The organism is Pseudomonas sp. B21-054 (genome assembly GCF_026016345.1).
Classification (GTDB): domain Bacteria; phylum Pseudomonadota; class Gammaproteobacteria; order Pseudomonadales; family Pseudomonadaceae; genus Aquipseudomonas.
Genome location: NZ_CP087204.1, coordinates 3,938,599 through 3,956,861, shown reverse-complemented (window position 1 = coordinate 3,956,861; position 18,263 = coordinate 3,938,599). Strand labels below are relative to the sequence as shown.

Below are 18,263 nucleotides of genomic sequence, written 5' to 3'. Positions count from 1 at the left end.
AAAATTATTTCGCAATCCGAAAAAACAAAAAAGAGCGAAAAAAATGATCAAGACACCAAGACATGCAACGGGCGATTCCGAACTGTCCTCGGACCTGGATGAAAAGAAAGCCCGCAGTACCGTCCAGTCACTGGCCAAAGGCTTTCGCGTGCTGGAGGCGTTCACCGCCGAGAACGATGAGTTGACCCTGAGCCAGATCGCTGTCACTGCCGATCTCGATCCGGGGACCACCTTTCGCATGCTCAATACGCTGGTGGACTTGGGCTACGTGTCCCGGATCCCGGAAAGTCGACGTTTTGCGCTGACGCTCAAAGTGCTTGACCTGGGTTTTCACGCCATTGCCCGCACAGACTTGCGCAGCATTGTGCGGCCCATTCTTCGAGGACTGGTCAGTGAAACCAATGAGGCCGCCAGCTTCGCCGTACTGCAAGGCGCCGATGTGCTGTACCTGGAGCGAGTGCGGGCGGGTATCACCCGGTTGGGCGTGGATATCCGTATTGGCACCACCGTGCCCGCGACCCAGACGGCGATAGGCCAGTCGATTCTGGCTTTTCTGCCGGAGCAGCAGGTCCACAAAGTGCAGGCGCTCACCCCGACGATGCCCTTCAGCATGCGTCCACATGCCATGGAGCGTCCGCTTTTGGAGTTGCTGGGGCAAATTCGTGAAGATGGCTTTGTGTTGACCGAATCCCTGTTCACCGATGGCCTGAGAATTCTCGCGGTACCGGTGCTGGACATCGACGGACATCCCGTCGGGGCGATCAGTATCGCAGCCCCCTCTATCCGGTGTACGGCGGAAGAACTTAGAGGCCGGGCATTGGGTTCTACGCTGGAAGCGGCCAAGTCTATCGGCAAGGCATTGGAAGCCAATGGAAGTATTGGCTCCAACGTTTAGATATTCATAATGAGTCACGCGGACTCACACTGAAGTTCGCATGAGTTTAAGCATTGTAAGTATTTACGATGTTCGCACCTGCACGCCCCGACAATGTGAAAATAATAAAGGAAGTGCCATGTTGATGCAGAACTTAAAAATAGAGCCTGTCGCTGAAGAGGTGAAAAGCCAGGCAAATATCAGTGCAAGACTTGAACGTTTACCGATTACCCGACAAGTCTTCTGGGCCCGGAACATTATTGGTGCGGCCACGTTTTTCGATGGCTATACCGTTATCGCGATTGCCTATGCGATGCCGGTACTGGCCAAGGAGTGGAACCTGACCGCGACGCAAATCGGCATGATTCTTTCTTTTGGCTATCTCGGCCAATTGCTCGGCGCTGTGTTCTTCGGCTGGTTGGCTGAGCGTATCGGTCGGATGAAGGTGCTGACCTTCACCATTCTTCTATTCGTCGCCATGGATGTGGCCTGCCTGTTCGCCTGGAGCGCGGGATCGATGATCCTGTTCCGCTTCCTGCAGGGCATCGGCACGGGGGGCGAGGTGCCGGTGGCCAGCGCTTACGTCAATGAACTGATCGGCTCGAAAAAGCGCGGCAAGTTCTTCCTGCTCTACGAAGTCATGTTTCTGTTCGGGCTGGTCGGCGCGGGCATCATTGGGTACCTGTTGGTGCCGGTCTACGGCTGGAAGGCCATGTTCGCGGTGGGGCTGGTCCCTGCCGTGATTTTGATTCCACTGCGTTTCTTTCTCTTTGAGTCGCCGCGCTGGCTCGCGTCAAAGGGCCGGCTCCAGGAGGCTGATCGCATTGTGACGCGCTTGGAAAGTAGCGTATTGAAATCCGGCAAACAGCTCGCCCCCGCGGTGGAAGTACCACCAATACCCAAGCCTGCCGGGGTTCAAGGTTGGCGAGAGCTGTTCCATGGCATGTATTTCAAACGCTCAATGGTTATCTGGGCGATGTGGTTCGGGGCCTATATGGTTGCCAATGGGCTAATCACTTGGTTGCCGACGCTGTATCGCCAACATTTCAATCTGCCGCTCGACACCAGTCTGGCTTATGGCTTCATCACGTCGGGCGCCGGGGTGGTCGCCGCGGTCATCTGCGCTTTGTTGATCGATCGGTTCGGGCGCCGTCGCTGGTACATGGGGGCTTTGTTCCTGGGCGCCATACCCTTGTCGGTGCTGGCCCTGACGGGTGCGACATCACCCTTGCAGATTCTGCTGCTGGCGGGTCTCGGGTACGCCCTGGTACAGACCGTGACGTTCTCGCTCTATCTCTATTCGGCAGAGCTTTACCCCACGCGTCTGCGTGCGTTGGGGACCGGCCTGGGCAGCGCCTGGCTGCGCCTGGGGTCGGCCACGGGGCCGTTGATTGTGGGAATGACGGTATCCCATGTTGGCGTGCATTACGTATTTGGAATATTTGCCGTGATATTAATACTCACCGGCTGTATCACTGCGTTGTTTGCCATTGAAACCAAGGGCCGAATACTGGAGGAACTTTCGCCTTGATATAAAGATAAGCGAGATCCCTGATTAATCCGCTGCACCGTTAAATTTCAATAAACCCCAAGCGATCGTTGTTTGTATTGCTTGCGTTCCTGCACGCGTCAGTTGCGGACACTGAGTAAACAGAGGAAATAATATGAGCACTAAGAACACAATCGATCTCAAAGGCCTGGTACCAGCGCCGGTCACTCCGTTCACCCGTGATGGCAAGGTCGATCATGACGCTATTCAGAAACTGGGTTCCTGGCTGGGCAGCTTCGAGGGTGTCAAAGGCTTGGTGGTGCTGGGTCATGCGGGCGAGGGCACCTTCCTGACCCAGGCCGAGCAAGCCTCGGTGATCCAGAGCTTCAAGGAGTCGGTCGGCGGGCGGATCCCGATCATCGCCGGCATCACTGGCGAAGGCACCCAAGTGGCCGCCGAAGAAGCCCAGCGGGCCGTTGACGCAGGTGCCAGCGCGGGCCTGGTTTATCCTTCCCACGGCTGGCTGCGCTTCGGTTATCAGAAAGGGGCAGCCCAGGATCGTTATCGCGCGATTTACGAGCACAGCGGCCTGCCACTGATCCTGTTTCAATATCCCGATGTGACCAAGGCCACTTACGACTTGGAAACTCAGTTGGAGATCGCCAAACAGCCTGGCGTTTTCGCCATGAAAAACGGTGTGCGTAACATGCGCCGTTGGGACACCGAAATCCCGGTGGTCCGTCGTGAAGTCCCGGATCTGCAGATTCTCACCTGCCATGACGAGTACCTGTTGCACACCATGTTCGACGTGGACGGGGCGTTGGTAGGCTACGGCAGCCTGACCCCCGAACCGCTGATCGAACTGATCGCCGCCGGCAAGCGTCGGGATTATCCTGCGGCCCGTGCCATTCACGACAAGCTGCTACCCGTTACCCGCAACGTCTACCACCGTGGCTCGCATATGGAAGGCACCGTGGCGCTCAAGCACGGCCTGGTGGCGCGCGGCATTCTGGAGCATGCCACCGTGCGCTCGCCGTTGCTTCCACTGGCTGAAGGCGCCGACCGCGAAATCGCCGACGCCTTGCGCTCCGCCGGCCTGATCTGACCCAGGAAGGAGGGGACGGTGTGCCCCTCCCATTGTTCTAGCCGCACAGGGTCTCGTGTTCTCGGGACCCTTTTGGCCCACCCATTGAGATAACCGCTGCAACCTTCGATCAATTCCGTCCCGCCAGCGATTCGGTGATTCGTCTGGCCCGGGAGCGGACCGCTTGTGCCCTTCAATAACAACAACAGGGGAATCACGGTCTTGAAAACACTCACACTGCGTTTCGCGGGCATTCTATTGTGTGTCGCGCTGTCGTCGCCTCGCTTGTTCGCCGAGGGACTGGTTGACGATAGCAAGGCCACGCTGACCCTCCGCAACTTCTTCTTCGAACGCCATTTCACCGCGCCTGATGCCGCACAAGACCATGCGCGGGAGTGGACACAAAGCTTCATTTTCGATCTTCGATCAGGTTTTACCTCCGGCGCTGTCGGGTTCGGTGCCGATATCCTGGGCAAGTACGCGGTCAAGCTGGACGGTGGCGCGGGGCGTTACGGCGCGTTGTTATTGCCCAAGGATGGCGACGGGGAACCAGCCAGCAGCTTCGGCCGGCTTGGCGTTGCCCTCAAGGCGAGAATTTCCGCTACGGAGTTGAAGGCCGGTGAATGGATGCCCAATCTCCCCATCGTTACCGCCGATGACTTCCGCGCACTGCCCCAAACCTTCGAAGGTACGCAGTTGTCGTCCCAGGACGTGAAAAACTGGACGCTGTTCGCCGGGCAGCTCAACAAAACCAGCCTGCGCAATGATTCCTCCATGGAAGACCTCGCGTTCGGCAGTGCTCGCAGCGATGCGTTCAATTACTTGGGCGCTGACTACCGTTCAGCCTCGAAAAACACCACCGTTCGTTTATGGAGCGGCCAGTTGGAGGATATCTACCAGCAGCATTATGTCGGCCTGAACCAGCGCTGGTCCTTGTCCCCGGCCGTCGCATTGAACACCAACCTGGGGTATTTCTGGGGCAAGGACGACGGCGCCGCCAAGGCCGGACGTCTGGATAACCGTACGGCATCGTTGCTGGTCGGCCTGGGCATCTATCAGCACACATTCAGCCTGGGTTTGCAGCAGGTCAGCGGTGAAACGGGCTGGATGAGAATCGCCGGTACCGGCGGTATCTACCTGGCGAACAACACCTTCAACCATGCCTTCGACAACCCACGGGAGCGATCCTGGCAGCTACGCTACGACTTGGATTTCGCGGGTTATGGCGTACCAGGATTGTCGTTGATGACCCGCTATGTCCACGGCGACGACGTACGGTTGCAAAACGTCCAGGATGGCTCGGAGTGGGTGCGCGAGTCCGAGCTGGGGTATGTGGTCCAGAGCGGCAGCCTCAAGAATCTGGCTTTGCGCTGGCGAAATGCGAGCGTGCGTCGAGGGTTCAACAGTGCCGATTACGATGAGAATCGGTTGATTGTCAGTTATCCGATTGGGTTTCTATAAGGATTGATAGTGGTCGACGGCTATCATTGGGCAGCGGACTGTCAGGAAAAATGACAAGCTGTCGACCAATCCCTGTGTGTGGCACCACCTGGCGATAGCCAAGTGCTTGGTCATTGCACCTGCAGCTCGCGCAACTCACCTCCCTCTTGCCTCAAGCGCTCCAGATATGTGGCGGCGTCCAGCAGTTGATAAGGAAAGTAGAGGCCTGGCGGTGTGGCGGGGCGACCGTCCAGCCCGAGCAGTCGTTCAAGGTTCATGGCGACGCTGAGGCCGGTCAGTGGTGCCGCCCCTCTTGGGTGGACGACGGCATGACGTGTGCGCAGCGGTTCGCCGTTAAGGTCCTCGCCCCTGAGTTCGATAATGATCTCGGTGGACATCGGCTTACCCTGGCGTCGGGTCGAGCTCACCCCGATAGCCATGTTGAACTGGACATTGGGCGCACCCGTTGCAGCCGCCAGGCCGACGACGTCAATGGACGAGAAACCGGACGCTTCGATTTCTGTACCATCCACCGCACGGAAGATGACCTTGGAATCCTCACCTTCGCGCCAGACGTACACGCCATCGCGCCGTGTCAACGCGGCGGGCAGCATTCTGTTCAGGTGTTCGAAGTCGGTGGCGACGGTGGGCCCCCCGGTGTCCTGTTCATCGACCAACGCGTTGATGCTGATATCGTCGATCCGGCCGAATGCCTTGGCAATGTCCAGCGTCGATACGGTTGTCGCACCGACCAGCCATTCATAACCGAGCACGATGGCCGAGGTTCCGGGAGAGTGCATGTAGGTCGCGATTTCCGGCGCGATCTCGAAAACCCCCGATGAGATGCTGAGGTGTGGCACGCCGCGCTTTTGGGCGTAACGGAGTCCGGCAAGGGCATGGTCCATATAGAAGACTGCTACACCGCTGACCGAACGATTTCCAAGGCCCAGATCTTCTGCCGCGGGATCGATCACTACGCCTTGCGCACCGCCGATTTGCTCTGCGGCCCGCTGAGCCTTGCCAAGGTCGCGTCCGCCGATCAGCAGCGGCACGTCGGGATGGGCTGCGCGCAGCGCACGGGCAGTGTGGTGGCCGATAGCGCCAGATCCGCCCATTAAAAGGATAGGATTAAGTGACATCGTATGTTCTCCTTCTTGCTTGGGTTTAACCTACTATTGGTAGGTACCCTAGCACGACTTCATACCTTTCAACCTACCATTGGTAGGTTTTATTATCCGGAAACGACAAAGTGCAAAAAGACGCTGTCTCTAATTCAGCTGCGCGCCGGCTTTCGAAAGCCGAACGGCGACGACAATTGCTGGATACCGCATTGCTGATCGTGCGCGAGGAAAACGCCGACCGACTGACATTGGGTCATCTGGCGGTTCGTGCCGGGGTATCCAAGCCGGTTGTCTACGATCATTTCGGCACCCGGTCGGGCCTGTTGATCGAACTCTACAAGTGGATTGATACCGAGCGCGTCAATGCTTTCCGCGACGCGATGACCACGGCTGTACGGAGTGTGGAGGAGACGGCTCAGGTCCTGGCCAGTGCCTACATCCAATGTGCGGCAGACAACACTGACGAGTTCCATGCAGTGGGCGCCGCCCTGGCAGGCAGCGATGAGAAGGCGGCGGTTTTCCAGGAGCTTCTGGATAACTGCGTGCAAATGTTCGTGGCTGTGCTCGAGCCTCACGCGACCTGCTCAGGGGAAGCGCTCGAGCAATGCTGTACTGGCCTGGTCGGCGCTGGGGAAGCGCTTGCGGGTGCGTTGGTACGGGGGCGTTATAGCGAGGACGAGGTGATTGAAGCTTTCGCTTCGCTGATCCGGGGCCTGCTACAGGACGCCGACTGAGATTGGAACACGATGAAGGAGCGGGGCGAGCTATTGGCTGTCAGCGGCCGATTCGTGAAGACATTTCGGGATCTCCCTACTCATCGTCTTCCTTCATATGAAAAATCGTATAGGGCAGGATCAGCGTATCGGCGACGAAACTGAACGGCAGGTCGATAACTGCAAACGGTGCCAGGGCACTCATGGCGCCAGCGTTTCCGGTCGTCGAGTCTTTGATGATCGCCATATCGACAGTAACGCCGCAGTAAGGATGAAGGCCGCACATGTGCCCGTAGCTGGAGCTTTCGTTGATCGTCGCGCACCCTGTCAGCAGTGCCATTGCCAAAGCCGTTACTACGATCCGCATAGCGTCGCCTCATCCTGAAAGTACGCGACTGTAGCACTGATGACGGGTGGGCTATAGGGGCTGGCTGCTTTCCCTCGCTGTAAAGTGAACAGCCCGGCAGTGTGCGTCCGGGCTGCGGCAGAGAGGCTTCTGATTCCTGCTGCATTGCAGGCTTGTCAGTGAGAATGTCGCGGCTCACCGCTACGAGCGATCACGCGCAGATGCAACGTGGCTGGCTCCAGGCAGCCCCCCGTGGAAAGTTGTCCCACCAGTTGCCGATACAGCTCCTGCCAAGGCGTTTGCGACGGCGGAATATTGGGTGTCCATTCGAGTCGGCGCTGGGCCATCTCGGCCTCGTCGATCAGCAGGTTCACGGTCCGGGTATTGAGGTCCACTTTCAGGCGATCGTTGGTTTTGAGCAACGCCAGACCACCACCCACGGCGGCTTCAGGGGACATGTTGAGGATCGACGGGCTCGCCGAGGTGCCGCTCTGGCGGCCGTCGCCGAGGCAGGGCAGGGAGTCGATGCCTTGTTTGATCAGGGCGGCGGGCGGCGCCATATTCACCACTTCGGCACTGCCGGGGTAGCCCACGGTGCCGACACCGCGGATGACCAGGATGCAGCGCTCGTCGATGTCCAGCGCCGGATCGTCAATGCGGGCGTGATAATCCTCCGGGCCTTCGAACACGATGGCCCGGGCTTCAAAGCTATTCTCGGCGCCCGGTTCGGAGAGGTAGGTCTTGCGAAACGCTTCGCCCACCACCGACATCTTCATGATCGCGCTGTCGAAGAAGTTGCCGCTGAGTACGATGAATCCGGCGCGGTGCTTGAGCGGGGTGTCGAAGGGATAGATCACATCGGCGTTGCTGGTCAGGCTGCTGCTGACGATTTCGCCGATGGTCCTGCCGCTGACCGTGGCACAGTCTTCATGCAGGCGTCCGGCTTTTTGCAGTTCATGCATGACCGCTGGCACGCCGCCGGCCCGATGGAAACCTTCACCCAGGTATTTGCCGGCTGGCATGCAGTTGACCAGCAGCGGCACGTCCTCGCCAATCCGTTGCCAATCATCCAGGCTCAGCTCGACGCCCATGTGCCGCGCAATGGCGATCAGGTGCGGCGGGCAGTTGCTCGACGCGCCCAGTGCCGAGGCGACGGCGATGGCGTTCTCGAAGGCTTCACGGGTCATGATTTGCGAGGGGCGTACGTCTTGCAGCACCAGTTCGCAGATGCGCTTGCCGGTGGCATAAGCCATTTGCCCGCGCTCGCGATAGGGCGCCGGAATGCTCGCACAGCCCGGCAGCGACATGCCCAGGGCTTCGGCCAGGGCGTTCATCGACAGGGCGGTGCCCATGGTGTTGCAGTGGCCTACCGACGGCGATGCCGCAGTGGTCATTTCCATGAAGCCTTCGTAATCGATCTCACCAGCAGCCATCAGATTGCGCGCATGCCAGAGCACGGTGCCCGAGCCGATCAGCTCGCCCTTGTGATGGCCGTCGAGCATCGGGCCGCCTGACAGGACAATCGCCGGCAGGTCGGTGGTCGCGGCGGCCATCAGGCAGGCAGGCGTGGTCTTGTCGCAACCGGTGGTGAGCACCACGCCATCCAATGGATAACCATGGAGGATTTCCACCAGCCCCAGGTAGGCCAGGTTACGGTCCAGCGCTGCGGTGGGGCGACGCGACTGTTCGGCAATCGGATGCACCGGGAACTCCATGGGAATCCCACCGGCATCACGAATACCAGCCTTGACCCGTTGCGCCAGCTCAAGGTGGTGACGATTGCAGGGCGTCAGGTCGCTGCCGGTCTGGGCGATGCCAATGATCGGGCGTCCCGATTGCAGCTCTTCGCGGGTCATCCCGTAATTCATGTAGCGCTCGACGTACAAGGCTGTCATGTCCGCGTGGGCAGGATCATTGAACCATTGCTCGCTGCGCAGGCGGCGTCTTGGCGTGTCACTCATGATTCATTTCTCTCTTGTAATTAGTTGAATCGACAGACTGTCTTGCATCAGCGGGCGAGCAACCCCGGGAGGCGAGGTTGCGCAGCAGGGCGCTGAGGCCGAAGGTCCAGGGGGCGGCGTCAGAGCTGTGGGTGACCTGGTTATGCAGGCTCCCGAGCAACGGGCTGCTGATACTGACCCGGTCACCCAGTTTGTGGGTGAAGCCGCTGCCGACATGATCACGATCTTCAGTGGGGGCGAACAGCGTCCCCAGGAACAACAGGAAACCATCCGGATACTGATGATTGGCGTTAAGGGTCTGGCCTGTCAGGTCCAGCGGGTCACGACTGATCTGGCTCATGGAGCTGGAGCCGCGCATGCGATAACCGTCCTCGCCTTGTACCTCCAGATCGACCACGCAGGCCCGCACATCATCCAGGCTGAAGTGCTCGTCGAACAAGCGAATGAAGGGCCCGATGGCGCAGGATGCATTGTTGTCCTTGGCTTTGCTCAGCAACAGCGCACTGCGGCCTTCGAAATCCCGCAGATTGACGTCGTTGCCCAACGTGGCGCCGTGGACCTGGCCGCGGCTGTTCACGGCCAGCACCACTTCAGGTTCCGGGTTGTTCCATTGGGAGCCCGGATGAATGCCGATGCGGCTGCCAGTGCCGACCGCCGCCAGCACCGGCGCCTTGGTGAAGATTTCCGCGTCCGGACCGATGCCGACTTCCAGGTACTGCGACCACATACCCTGTTCGATGAGCAAGGCTTTCAGGCGCATGGCTTGCTCGGAACCTGGCACGATCGAGCGCAAGTTGTCGCCGATCACGCTGTGCACGGTGGCGCGTACGGCTTCGGCTTTGGCCGCGTCGCCGCCTGCCTGTTCCTCGATCACCCGCTCGATCATGCTGGCGGCGAAGGTCACGCCGGCGGCCTTGATCACTTGCAAATCCAGGGGCGGCAACAGCGATGGCTTGGACGGGTCGGCATCAGGGCCTGTGTTGGCCAGCAGGGCTTCGACACTGGCGATGAAGGTGCCGGGTGTCTGCCTCACGGCGGCCAGGGGCGATTCTGTTTCCAGCAAGTCACTCAATGTCGCAAAACGATCCGACAGGTCGAACACGCCGTCGCTGCGCAGCACGATGGGCGAAGGCCCGGCGATCCGGCCAGGCACCCAGGCGCGGCCAATCAGGGTTCCGGCGACCCCATCGGCCGGCAGGGTGTTCTCGGGAGTAAGCAATGGCGACATGGAGAGGCTTCCTGATTTTTGTAGTGCTTTCACGCTAGGGTGGGCTGTCGATAAACTCCAATGAGATATATTCAGTATTCGATAACGCCAGGTTATTGCCGGCCGAGGGATGTCCATGTCTGATCTGTCCTTTTCCAACTTCTGCGGTTGGCTCAAATTTCGCCACCTGCTGCTGATCGATACCTTGGGGCGCACCCGCAATATGCATGTGGCGTCGCAGCAGATGAACCTCAGCCAGCCGGCCGTCAGCAAGATGCTCAAGGAGATCGAAAGCCTGCTCGGCTTCGCACTGTTCGAACGGCTGCCGCGAAGCATGCCGCCCACGGCGTTGGGCGAGCACGTGCTGCGTTATGCGCAGATCGCCTTGAATGACGCGCGTTCGTTCGTCGAGCAAATCAGCAGCCTGCGCGAGGGCGGTCACGGTTACCTCAAGGTCGGTGGGATTTTTGCCGCGACGGCAGTGGCCTTGCCCGAGGCGATCCTGCAAATCAAACAGCGGTGGCCGTTGCTGTCGATTGAAGTCGTGGAGCAGACCAGTAATCACCTGATGGAGATGCTCGAGGAGAAGAAGCTCGACCTGGCGGTGGCCCGCTTTACCGATCAAAGCCAGCAGCAGCGCTATGACTTCCAGCCCCTGGCGCCGGAACCGTTCTGCATCGTGGTCAATAGCCGCCATCCGCTGGCAAACGCCGGGCCCGCGTCCTTGCAGCAATTGGTGGACTTGCCGTGGATTCTCTATCCGGTCGGTACGCCCATTCGTGCCCGCATGGAACTGGCCTTCGCCGAGGCCGGAGTCGGGATGCCGCGCAATACCATCGATACCATCTCCATGCAGACTTTCCTCCAGGTCCTGCAACGTGGGCCCATGATCGGGATGCTGCCCGATGCCATGGTTCATCCGCTGCTCGAAAGCGGCCAGTTGAAAACCCTCGACACCCCGTTGCACCTGGTGCCGCAGGACTACGGCATCCTTACGCGCAAGAACGAACCGCTGGTAGGTGCGGCGCTGGAGTTCGCCGAGATTCTCAAGGACAACGCCCGTCTGAGCGGTTGAATGTGCCGCCGCCATCGCGAGCAAGCTCGCTCCCACAGTTGTTTTGTGTTGACTGAAAGATCCGCCACACTCCCGCCTCCTGTGGGAGCGAGCTTGCTCGCGATGGCGGCGGATCAGCCTGCGCTGAACCCTGTGGCAGTAGCCCCCTTGCCAAACCCAAGCCTCGATAACAATACGTTATCGACTAATCCAAAAATGCCATTGGGAAGAATCAATTCCCGACAGTAGAGTCCTCGTTCAATCGCCGGATGAGTCACTCATTCGACGTGACCCAATAAAAACAATCAGGGGTTACCTCATGCAAACCATCTCCGAGCCGTTGCCCGCCCAGGCCGCTTGCGAACCGGATTTCGAAGACCGAACCTACCGCAAAGTCATCTGGCGGATCCTTCCCGTCCTGCTCTTGTGCTACATGGCGGCGTACCTTGATCGGGTGAACATCGGTTTCGCCAAGCTCGACATGCTCAACGAGCTGCAATTCAGCAACACCGTGTATGCCCTGGGCGCCAGTATGTTTTTCTGGGGCTATTTCCTCTTCGAAGTCCCCAGCAACCTGTTGCTGCATCGCTTTGGCGCGCGGTTCTGGATTGCCCGGATCATGCTGTCCTGGGCGGTGATCTCCATGGCCGTGGCCTACACCGTGCCGCTGGCGGGCTTCTTCCACATCGAATCGAGCAGCATGTTCTACGTGTTGCGCTTCCTGTTGGGCATCTGTGAAGCCGGCTTTTTTCCAGGGGTGATCCTGTACCTCAACTATTGGTTTCCGACCCATCGGCAAAGCCGCGTGATGTCCGGTTTCCTGCTGGCGCTGCCGGTCAGCTTGACCCTGGGCGGCATACTTTCCGGTTGGCTGATGAACAGCATGCAAGGGGTGCATGGCTTATCCGGCTGGCAGTGGATGCTGCTCATCGAGGGCGTTCCTTCGATCATCATGGCGTTCGTCGTGATCGTCTGCCTGGCCGACAACATCGACAAAGCCAAATGGCTTTCCGCGGCGGAAAAAGCCCTGCTCAAGGCCAACCTGCACACCGACAACCAAGGCAAGGCCACACGCTTGAGCGAAGTGTTCTTCAACCCTCGGGTGTGGCTGCTGGTGTTGATCCTGCTGACCTTCAACACCGGCTTCTACGGCCTGGCCTTCTGGATGCCTTCGATCATCAAGAGCACGGGGATCACCAACAGCCTGCACATCGGTTTGCTCACCGCGATTCCTTACTCGGTGGCCATCGTGGCGATGCTGCTCAACGCCCGTCACTCCAACCGCACCGGGGAGCGACGCCTGCACGCGGCCATTCCGGCCTTCATCGGTGGCGTCGGTCTGATCCTCAGCGCCTTCTTCGCGGATAACCTGGTGTTGTCCGTGCTGTTCCTGAGCGTCTCCGCTTCGGGGATTCTCAGCCTGATGCCGATTTTCTGGACCCTGCCCGGCACGGTGCTGTCGGGTGTCGCCGCTGCCGCCGGTATCGGCATGATCAATGCCATCGGCAACTTGTCGGGGTTCACCGGTTCGATGATCACTGCCGTGGCGGAAACGCTCACGGGCAACATCAACAACGGCACCTATGTACTGGCCTTGTGTCTGCTGGTCAGTGGCGGGCTGATCCTGGCCATTCCCGCGTCGATGCTCGGCAGGACGCCGAAAGACGCGCCCATGGCAACGAAACTGGAAATCGCATGAATATGCAGCACAAACGGGTACTGGTCACGGCGGCGGGGCAGGGTATCGGTCTTGCAAGCGCCGTGGCTTTTGCCCGGGCCGGTGCCGAAGTGTTCGCCAGTGACATCGATATCCAGGCGCTGGCGGGCATCGACGGGATCACCGCCATGACCCTGGACGTTACCTCGGCAGATGCCATCAACGCCGCCTGCGCACGAATCGGCGGGCTGGACGTGTTGTTCAATTGTGCCGGTTACGTGCACAGCGGCAACATCCTCGAGTGCGACGAAGCGGCCTGGGCGCGTTCGATGGACCTCAATGTCACGGCCATGTACCGGATGATTCGCGCCTTCCTGCCGGGCATGCTGGCGCGTGGCGGCGGCTCGATCATCAACATGGCGTCGGTGGCTTCGAGCATCAAGGGTGTGCCGAACCGTTTTGCCTATGGGGCCAGCAAGGCGGCGGTGGTGGGCCTGACGAAGGCCGTCGCCATCGACTTCGTCAGCCAGGGCATCCGCTGCAACGCGATTTGTCCGGGTACCGTGGACTCTCCGTCGCTGCGTCAGCGCATTGCCGCCCAGGCCGCGCAACAGGGTGTCGATGAAGCGCAGGTCTACCGGCAATTCCTCGAACGCCAGCCCATGGGCCGTATCGGCAGCACCGAAGAAATCGCGCAGTTGGCCTTGTACCTGGGCAGCGATGCGTCGACCTACACTACCGGTGGTGTGCATGTCGTTGATGGCGGCATGACGCTCTGAGCCCGGTTTTCACGTTGAGTTTGAGCAGGAGAATTCCATGAAACTGTTGCGTTACGGCGAAAAAGGTTCGGAGAAACCCGGGCTGCTGGATGCCGATCATCAGATCCGCGACCTGTCGGGACATGTACCGGACATCGCTGGACAGGCCCTGAGTCCAGCCAGCCTGGCAGCGCTCGCCGCGCTCGATCCACGCAGCCTGCCGATCGTCGCCGGCCAACCACGGATCGGCGCCTGTGTCGGGCAAGTCGGAAAATTCATCTGCATCGGCCTGAACTATGCCGACCATGCGGCCGAGTCGAACATGGAGGTGCCGAAAGAGCCGATCATCTTTAACAAATGGACCAGCGCCATCTGCGGGCCGAACGACGACATCCAGATTCCACGGGGCTCGCTCAAGACCGACTGGGAAGTGGAACTGGGCGTGGTCATCGGTAAAGGCGGGCGCTACATCGATGAAGCGAACGCCCTGGAGCATGTCGCGGGCTATTGCGTCATCAACGATGTGTCTGAGCGCGAGTGGCAGTTGGAGCGCGGCGGCACTTGGGACAAAGGCAAAGGCTTCGATACCTTCGGCCCCCTTGGACCGTGGTTGGTCACCCAGGACGAGGTCGGTGATCCCCATGACCTGGATCTCTGGTTGGAGGTCGACGGGCACCGCTATCAGAACGGCAATACTCGAACCCTGATCTTCAGCGTGCCGCAGCTGATCGCCTACCTGAGCCGTTGCATGAGCCTGCAACCGGGGGATGTGATCTCGACCGGGACGCCACCCGGTGTAGGCTTGGGCATCAAGCCCCAACCGGTTTTCCTGCGCCCGGGACAGACCATGCGCCTGGGGATCGCGGGGCTGGGCGAACAGCGTCAGGTCACGGTGCAGGCGGATTGATCCTGCCGCCCTCGGCATTGGGCGGGATGGGGACGCATCGATTTCCCAACAGACGACCAGCAGGAAGGAACCCGGTAGCGAGGCAAGCTGTCTCGTTGTAGGGGAGCATCCTCAATTCTTGATGCGCTCTCTGGCATCATGGAGGTCAGTTATTTTGGGGCTATGCTCTCGCCGAGGCCGATGTGGATCAAAACCGTCGTAACGACCTTTCCCTGGATGGTGTGAATTTTTTCCTCGCCGATGTACGCGATGGGCTGGGTCCTTACCTGGCGATCTATCTGTTGGCGGTACACCGTTGGGAGCCGGCCAGCATTGGTGTGGTAATGACGGTGGCGGCCATCGTCGGGCTCGTTGCCCAGGCGCCCGCTGGCGCATTGATCGACCGGGTTCGCAGCAAGCGCACCGTGGTGGCCGCTGCGGCGTTGCTGGTAACGCTGGCTTGCCTGGTGCTGCCATTCACCTCTTCGTTCGGCCTGGTGGCATTGACCCAGGCAGTCAGTGCGGTGGCGGCCTCGGTATTCGCCCCGGCCATTGCCGCGATTTCCCTGGGTATTACCGGCCCCAGGGCCTTCCCGCGGCGCACCGGGCGCAACGAGACCTTCAATCATGCGGGTAACGCCTGTGCGGCGTTGTTGGCCGGCGGGTTCGCCTGGTTGTTCGGCCCCATTGCCGTGTTCTACCTGATGGCGGCGATGGCCTTGGCCAGCGTCGTGGCGGTCAGTTGCGTGTCGGCCGAGGCCATCGACCATGACGTGGCAAGGGGGCTCGAGGCCGGGCAGCCGGCCCAGGGTCCGCTGCCCTCGGCACGACGTGTGCTGCTGGATAACCGCCCGCTGCTGCTGTTCGCCATGTGCTGCGGGTTGTTCCACCTGGCGAACGCGGCAATGCTGCCCTTGGTCAGCCAGAAACTCGCCCTGGCCAATGCGCACCTGGCCACGCCGCTGACCTCGGCCTGTATCGTCGCGGCTCAATTGGTGATGGTGCCCATGGCCTGGCTGGTTGGCGTCAAGGCCGATGCCTGGGGACGCAAACCACTGCTGCTGGCGGGCTTCCTGATCCTGCCGATTCGCGGCGTGCTGTACGTGCTCTCAGACGACCCTTACTGGCTGGTGGCCGTGCAATTGCTGGACGGTATCGGCGCCGGGCTGTTTGGCGCGTTGTTCCCCTTGGTGGTCAAGGACCTGACTCAGGGCTCCGGGCACTTCAATGTCAGTCTCGGTGTGCTGTCGACCGTGTTCGGGCTCGGTGCCGCGTTGAGCAACAGCCTGGCCGGTTTCGTGGTGCAAGGGGCGGGCTACAGCGCTGCGTTCCTGACGCTGGCGGCGATTGCGACATTGGCATTTGGACTGCTGCTGGTCATGCCGGAAACTTCCATGCCCGGGCGTGCTTCTCAGCCCCGCTCCGTTCCCGTATCTGAGAGTGGCGTCGCCTGAATAGCGACATGAGAGCGCTTGCAGTTGGGTCAGGTCACGGTGCAAGCCGATTGACGCCGACCTGGCCGAGCAGCTCATCAATCATGTGCAGGCAGTGACTCAAGCCTGCTGACACATCGCCGACGCGCCGGCTCAGGATGATCGGTGACGTCGCGTTGTCTTCCAGCAACGGCGTGAAGCCTATGTCGTCGCGGTGCAGCAATTGCACCGAGGCCGGTACCAGCGTCACGCCTATTCCCGCGCCTACCAGCCCGATCGCGGTTTGCAATTCGTTGGTCCACTGCGCCACCTCAATGCCAAGGCCGTGGGATTCGAACAAGGCGATCACATGATCGGCGTAACTGGGACGGGGGTTGCCGGGGTATAGCACGAAAGGTTCCGCGGCCAGTTGCTGCAGGCTGATGGGCCCGGCCAGCAAGGGGTGGCCAGCCGGCAGGGCGGCCACCAGCCGGTCTTCAGTCAACACCGTCTGGACAATCGCCGGATCATCGATCCGTATTCGACCAAAACCGATGTCGATGCGTCCGGCTTTCAGTGCCTGCACCTGCTGCAAGGTGGTCATCTCCGAGAGGCCCAACTCCAGTGCCAAGGTCTCGCCGCTGCGCAATCGCCGGATCAGTTCTGGCAACACGCCGTACAGGGTCGACGGCGCAAAACCGATGCCCAGCCAGGTCTTCTCGCCCAGCCCAATCCGACGCGTGTTGTCACAGACCTTGCCCAGCTGTTCGAGCAGGGTTGCGCAGTGCTCGTGGAAAAAACGCCCGGCTTCGGTCAGCTTCAGTGGCCGCCCGCGTTCCAGCAGCGACACGCCCAGTTCTTCCTCCAATTGTTGAATCTGGCGGCTCAGCGGCGGTTGGGCGATGTGCAACAGCTCGGCGGCGCGAGTGAAGTTGAGGGTTTGGGCCAAGACCTGGAAATAACGCAGGTGACGCAACTCCATGGACAATCTCCGGAGGTTCGGTGGATACCTTAAAGGTATCATGCCAGACTAATTCTATATTGGCCCCCCAGAAAGACCCGTACGAGAATCGGTTCCAGAACTCCAAGAACCTGACGGGTATTGCCATGCTTGCAACAGCCATTGAGGCGATCGAGACGATCATCGTCGATCTGCCCACCATCCGCCCGCACAAACTGGCGATGCACACGATGCAGAACCAGACCCTGGTGATCATTCGCGTGCGCTGCGCCGACGGAATCGAAGGCATCGGCGAATCCACCACCATCGGTGGCCTTGCCTACGGCAACGAGAGCCCGGAAAGCATCAAGACCAATATCGACCGGCACTTTGCGCCGCTACTGGTGGGCCAGGACGCCAGTAATGTGAACGCTGCCATGTTGCGCCTGGAGCGCAGCATTCGTGGCAACACCTTTGCCAAGTCAGGGATCGAGACCGCATTGCTCGATGCCCAGGGCAAGCGTCTTGGCCTGGCGGTGAGCGAGCTGTTGGGCGGTCGCGTGCGGGATGCCTTGCCGGTGGCGTGGACCCTGGCCAGTGGTGACACCGAAAAAGACATTGCCGAAGCCCAGCAGATGCTCGACCTGCGTCGCCATCGCCTGTTCAAACTGAAAATCGGTGCCGGTGAGGTCAATCGCGACCTGGCCCATGTCCTGGCGATCAAGAAAGCCTTGGGCGACCGCGCCAGTGTGCGGGTCGACGTCAATCAGGCCTGGGACGAAGCGGTGGCGTTACGGGCGTGCCGGATTCTCGGTTCCAACGGCATCGACTTGATCGAGCAGCCGATTTCCCGTCATAACCGCGCCGGCATGGCGCGCCTGAACGCCATGAGCCCCGCACCGATCATGGCCGACGAGTCGATCGAATGCGTCGAGGATGCATTCAACCTGGCCCGGGAAGGGGGCGCCTCGGTATTCGCCTTGAAAATCGCCAAGAACGGCGGTCCTCGTGCAGTGCTACGCACCGCTGCGATTGCCGACGCGGCCGGCATCGGCCTCTATGGTGGCACCATGCTCGAAGGCGGCGTGGGCACACTCGCTTCTGCCCACGCCTTCATCACGCTCAATAAACTGACCTGGGACACCGAGCTGTTCGGGCCACTGTTGCTGACCGAGGATATCCTCAGTGAACCGTTGGTTTACCGTGATTTCGAGCTGCATGTGCCCAATACCCCCGGCCTGGGCGTGACGCTGGACGAAGAGCGCCTGGCGTACTTCCGTCGCGACAAAACCTCCACCGTCGTTCATCAAGCCTGAGGAGA

16 protein-coding genes are annotated in these 18,263 nt (G+C 60.3%); 11 read left to right on the top strand and 5 right to left on the bottom strand.

Annotated features, from left to right (window positions below; translation table 11 throughout):
* Window positions 1–43: 43 nt before the first annotated feature.
* The 4 genes from LOY70_RS17255 (at window position 44) to LOY70_RS17240 (ending at window position 4,908) form a co-directional block, all read left to right on the top strand.
* Window positions 44–895 (top strand): IclR family transcriptional regulator, encoded by an 852-nt coding sequence (locus LOY70_RS17255; RefSeq protein WP_265028601.1) that lies wholly within the window; start codon window positions 44–46, stop codon window positions 893–895.
* Window positions 896–1,013: 118 nt separating this feature from the next.
* A complete protein-coding gene (locus tag LOY70_RS17250; RefSeq protein WP_265028600.1) occupies window positions 1,014–2,405 on the top strand; it encodes an MFS transporter in 1,392 nt (463 codons plus the stop codon).
* Between the two features lie 133 nt (window positions 2,406–2,538).
* Window positions 2,539–3,468 carry a dihydrodipicolinate synthase family protein gene (locus tag LOY70_RS17245; RefSeq protein ID WP_025214160.1) on the top strand — a complete coding sequence of 310 codons (930 nt, stop codon included), beginning with the start codon at window positions 2,539–2,541 and terminating at the stop codon, window positions 3,466–3,468.
* Between the two features lie 216 nt (window positions 3,469–3,684).
* Window positions 3,685–4,908: an OprD family porin gene (locus tag LOY70_RS17240; protein ID WP_265038096.1), complete on the top strand. Its 1,224-nt coding sequence runs from the start codon at window positions 3,685–3,687 to the stop codon at window positions 4,906–4,908.
* Between the two features lie 110 nt (window positions 4,909–5,018).
* On the opposite strand, the gene LOY70_RS17235 is transcribed toward LOY70_RS17240, so the two are convergent.
* Window positions 5,019–6,026, bottom strand: a complete 1,008-nt coding sequence (locus LOY70_RS17235; RefSeq protein ID WP_265028599.1) for an NAD(P)-dependent oxidoreductase — start codon at window positions 6,024–6,026, stop codon at window positions 5,019–5,021.
* 110 nt (window positions 6,027–6,136) lie between these two features.
* Between LOY70_RS17235 and LOY70_RS17230 the strand changes: the two genes are divergently transcribed.
* Window positions 6,137–6,742, top strand: a complete 606-nt coding sequence (locus LOY70_RS17230; RefSeq protein WP_265028598.1) for a TetR/AcrR family transcriptional regulator — start codon at window positions 6,137–6,139, stop codon at window positions 6,740–6,742.
* Between the two features lie 76 nt (window positions 6,743–6,818).
* On the opposite strand, the gene LOY70_RS17225 is transcribed toward LOY70_RS17230, so the two are convergent.
* From LOY70_RS17225 to LOY70_RS17215, 3 genes are all read right to left on the bottom strand, one after another.
* Window positions 6,819–7,088: a YceK/YidQ family lipoprotein gene (locus LOY70_RS17225; protein ID WP_265028597.1), complete on the bottom strand. Its 270-nt coding sequence runs from the start codon at window positions 7,086–7,088 to the stop codon at window positions 6,819–6,821.
* A 155-nt stretch (window positions 7,089–7,243) separates the two neighbouring features.
* Window positions 7,244–9,028 carry an IlvD/Edd family dehydratase gene (locus tag LOY70_RS17220; protein ID WP_025214155.1) on the bottom strand — a complete coding sequence of 595 codons (1,785 nt, stop codon included), beginning with the start codon at window positions 9,026–9,028 and terminating at the stop codon, window positions 7,244–7,246.
* Window positions 9,021–10,256: a fumarylacetoacetate hydrolase family protein gene (locus LOY70_RS17215; RefSeq protein WP_265028596.1), complete on the bottom strand. Its 1,236-nt coding sequence runs from the start codon at window positions 10,254–10,256 to the stop codon at window positions 9,021–9,023. Before LOY70_RS17215 ends, LOY70_RS17220 begins: the two co-directional genes overlap by 8 nt.
* A 115-nt stretch (window positions 10,257–10,371) precedes the next feature.
* Between LOY70_RS17215 and LOY70_RS17210 the strand changes: the two genes are divergently transcribed.
* From LOY70_RS17210 to LOY70_RS17190, 5 genes are all read left to right on the top strand, one after another.
* Window positions 10,372–11,310 carry a LysR family transcriptional regulator gene (locus LOY70_RS17210; RefSeq protein ID WP_265028595.1) on the top strand — a complete coding sequence of 313 codons (939 nt, stop codon included), beginning with the start codon at window positions 10,372–10,374 and terminating at the stop codon, window positions 11,308–11,310.
* A 298-nt stretch (window positions 11,311–11,608) separates the two neighbouring features.
* On the top strand, window positions 11,609–12,988 hold the full coding sequence (locus tag LOY70_RS17205; protein WP_265028594.1) for an MFS transporter: 1,380 nt from the start codon (window positions 11,609–11,611) through the stop codon (window positions 12,986–12,988).
* On the top strand, window positions 12,985–13,725 hold the full coding sequence (locus LOY70_RS17200) for an SDR family oxidoreductase (RefSeq protein WP_265028593.1): 741 nt from the start codon (window positions 12,985–12,987) through the stop codon (window positions 13,723–13,725). Before LOY70_RS17205 ends, LOY70_RS17200 begins: the two co-directional genes overlap by 4 nt.
* A 37-nt stretch (window positions 13,726–13,762) precedes the next feature.
* Window positions 13,763–14,611: an ureidoglycolate lyase gene (locus LOY70_RS17195; protein WP_265028592.1), complete on the top strand. Its 849-nt coding sequence runs from the start codon at window positions 13,763–13,765 to the stop codon at window positions 14,609–14,611.
* Window positions 14,612–14,793: 182 nt separating this feature from the next.
* Complete coding sequence (locus LOY70_RS17190; protein ID WP_265028591.1) at window positions 14,794–16,044, top strand: MFS transporter; 1,251 nt, start codon at window positions 14,794–14,796, stop codon at window positions 16,042–16,044.
* A gap of 34 nt (window positions 16,045–16,078) precedes the next feature.
* Here the strand turns inward: LOY70_RS17190 and LOY70_RS17185 are convergent, their stop codons facing one another.
* Entirely contained in the window at window positions 16,079–16,984 is a 906-nt protein-coding gene (locus LOY70_RS17185) for a LysR family transcriptional regulator (protein ID WP_123417069.1), read from the bottom strand.
* Between the two features lie 125 nt (window positions 16,985–17,109).
* Between LOY70_RS17185 and LOY70_RS17180 the strand changes: the two genes are divergently transcribed.
* Window positions 17,110–18,258, top strand: a complete 1,149-nt coding sequence (locus LOY70_RS17180) for a muconate cycloisomerase family protein (RefSeq protein WP_265028590.1) — start codon at window positions 17,110–17,112, stop codon at window positions 18,256–18,258.
* Window positions 18,259–18,263 lie beyond the last annotated feature (5 nt).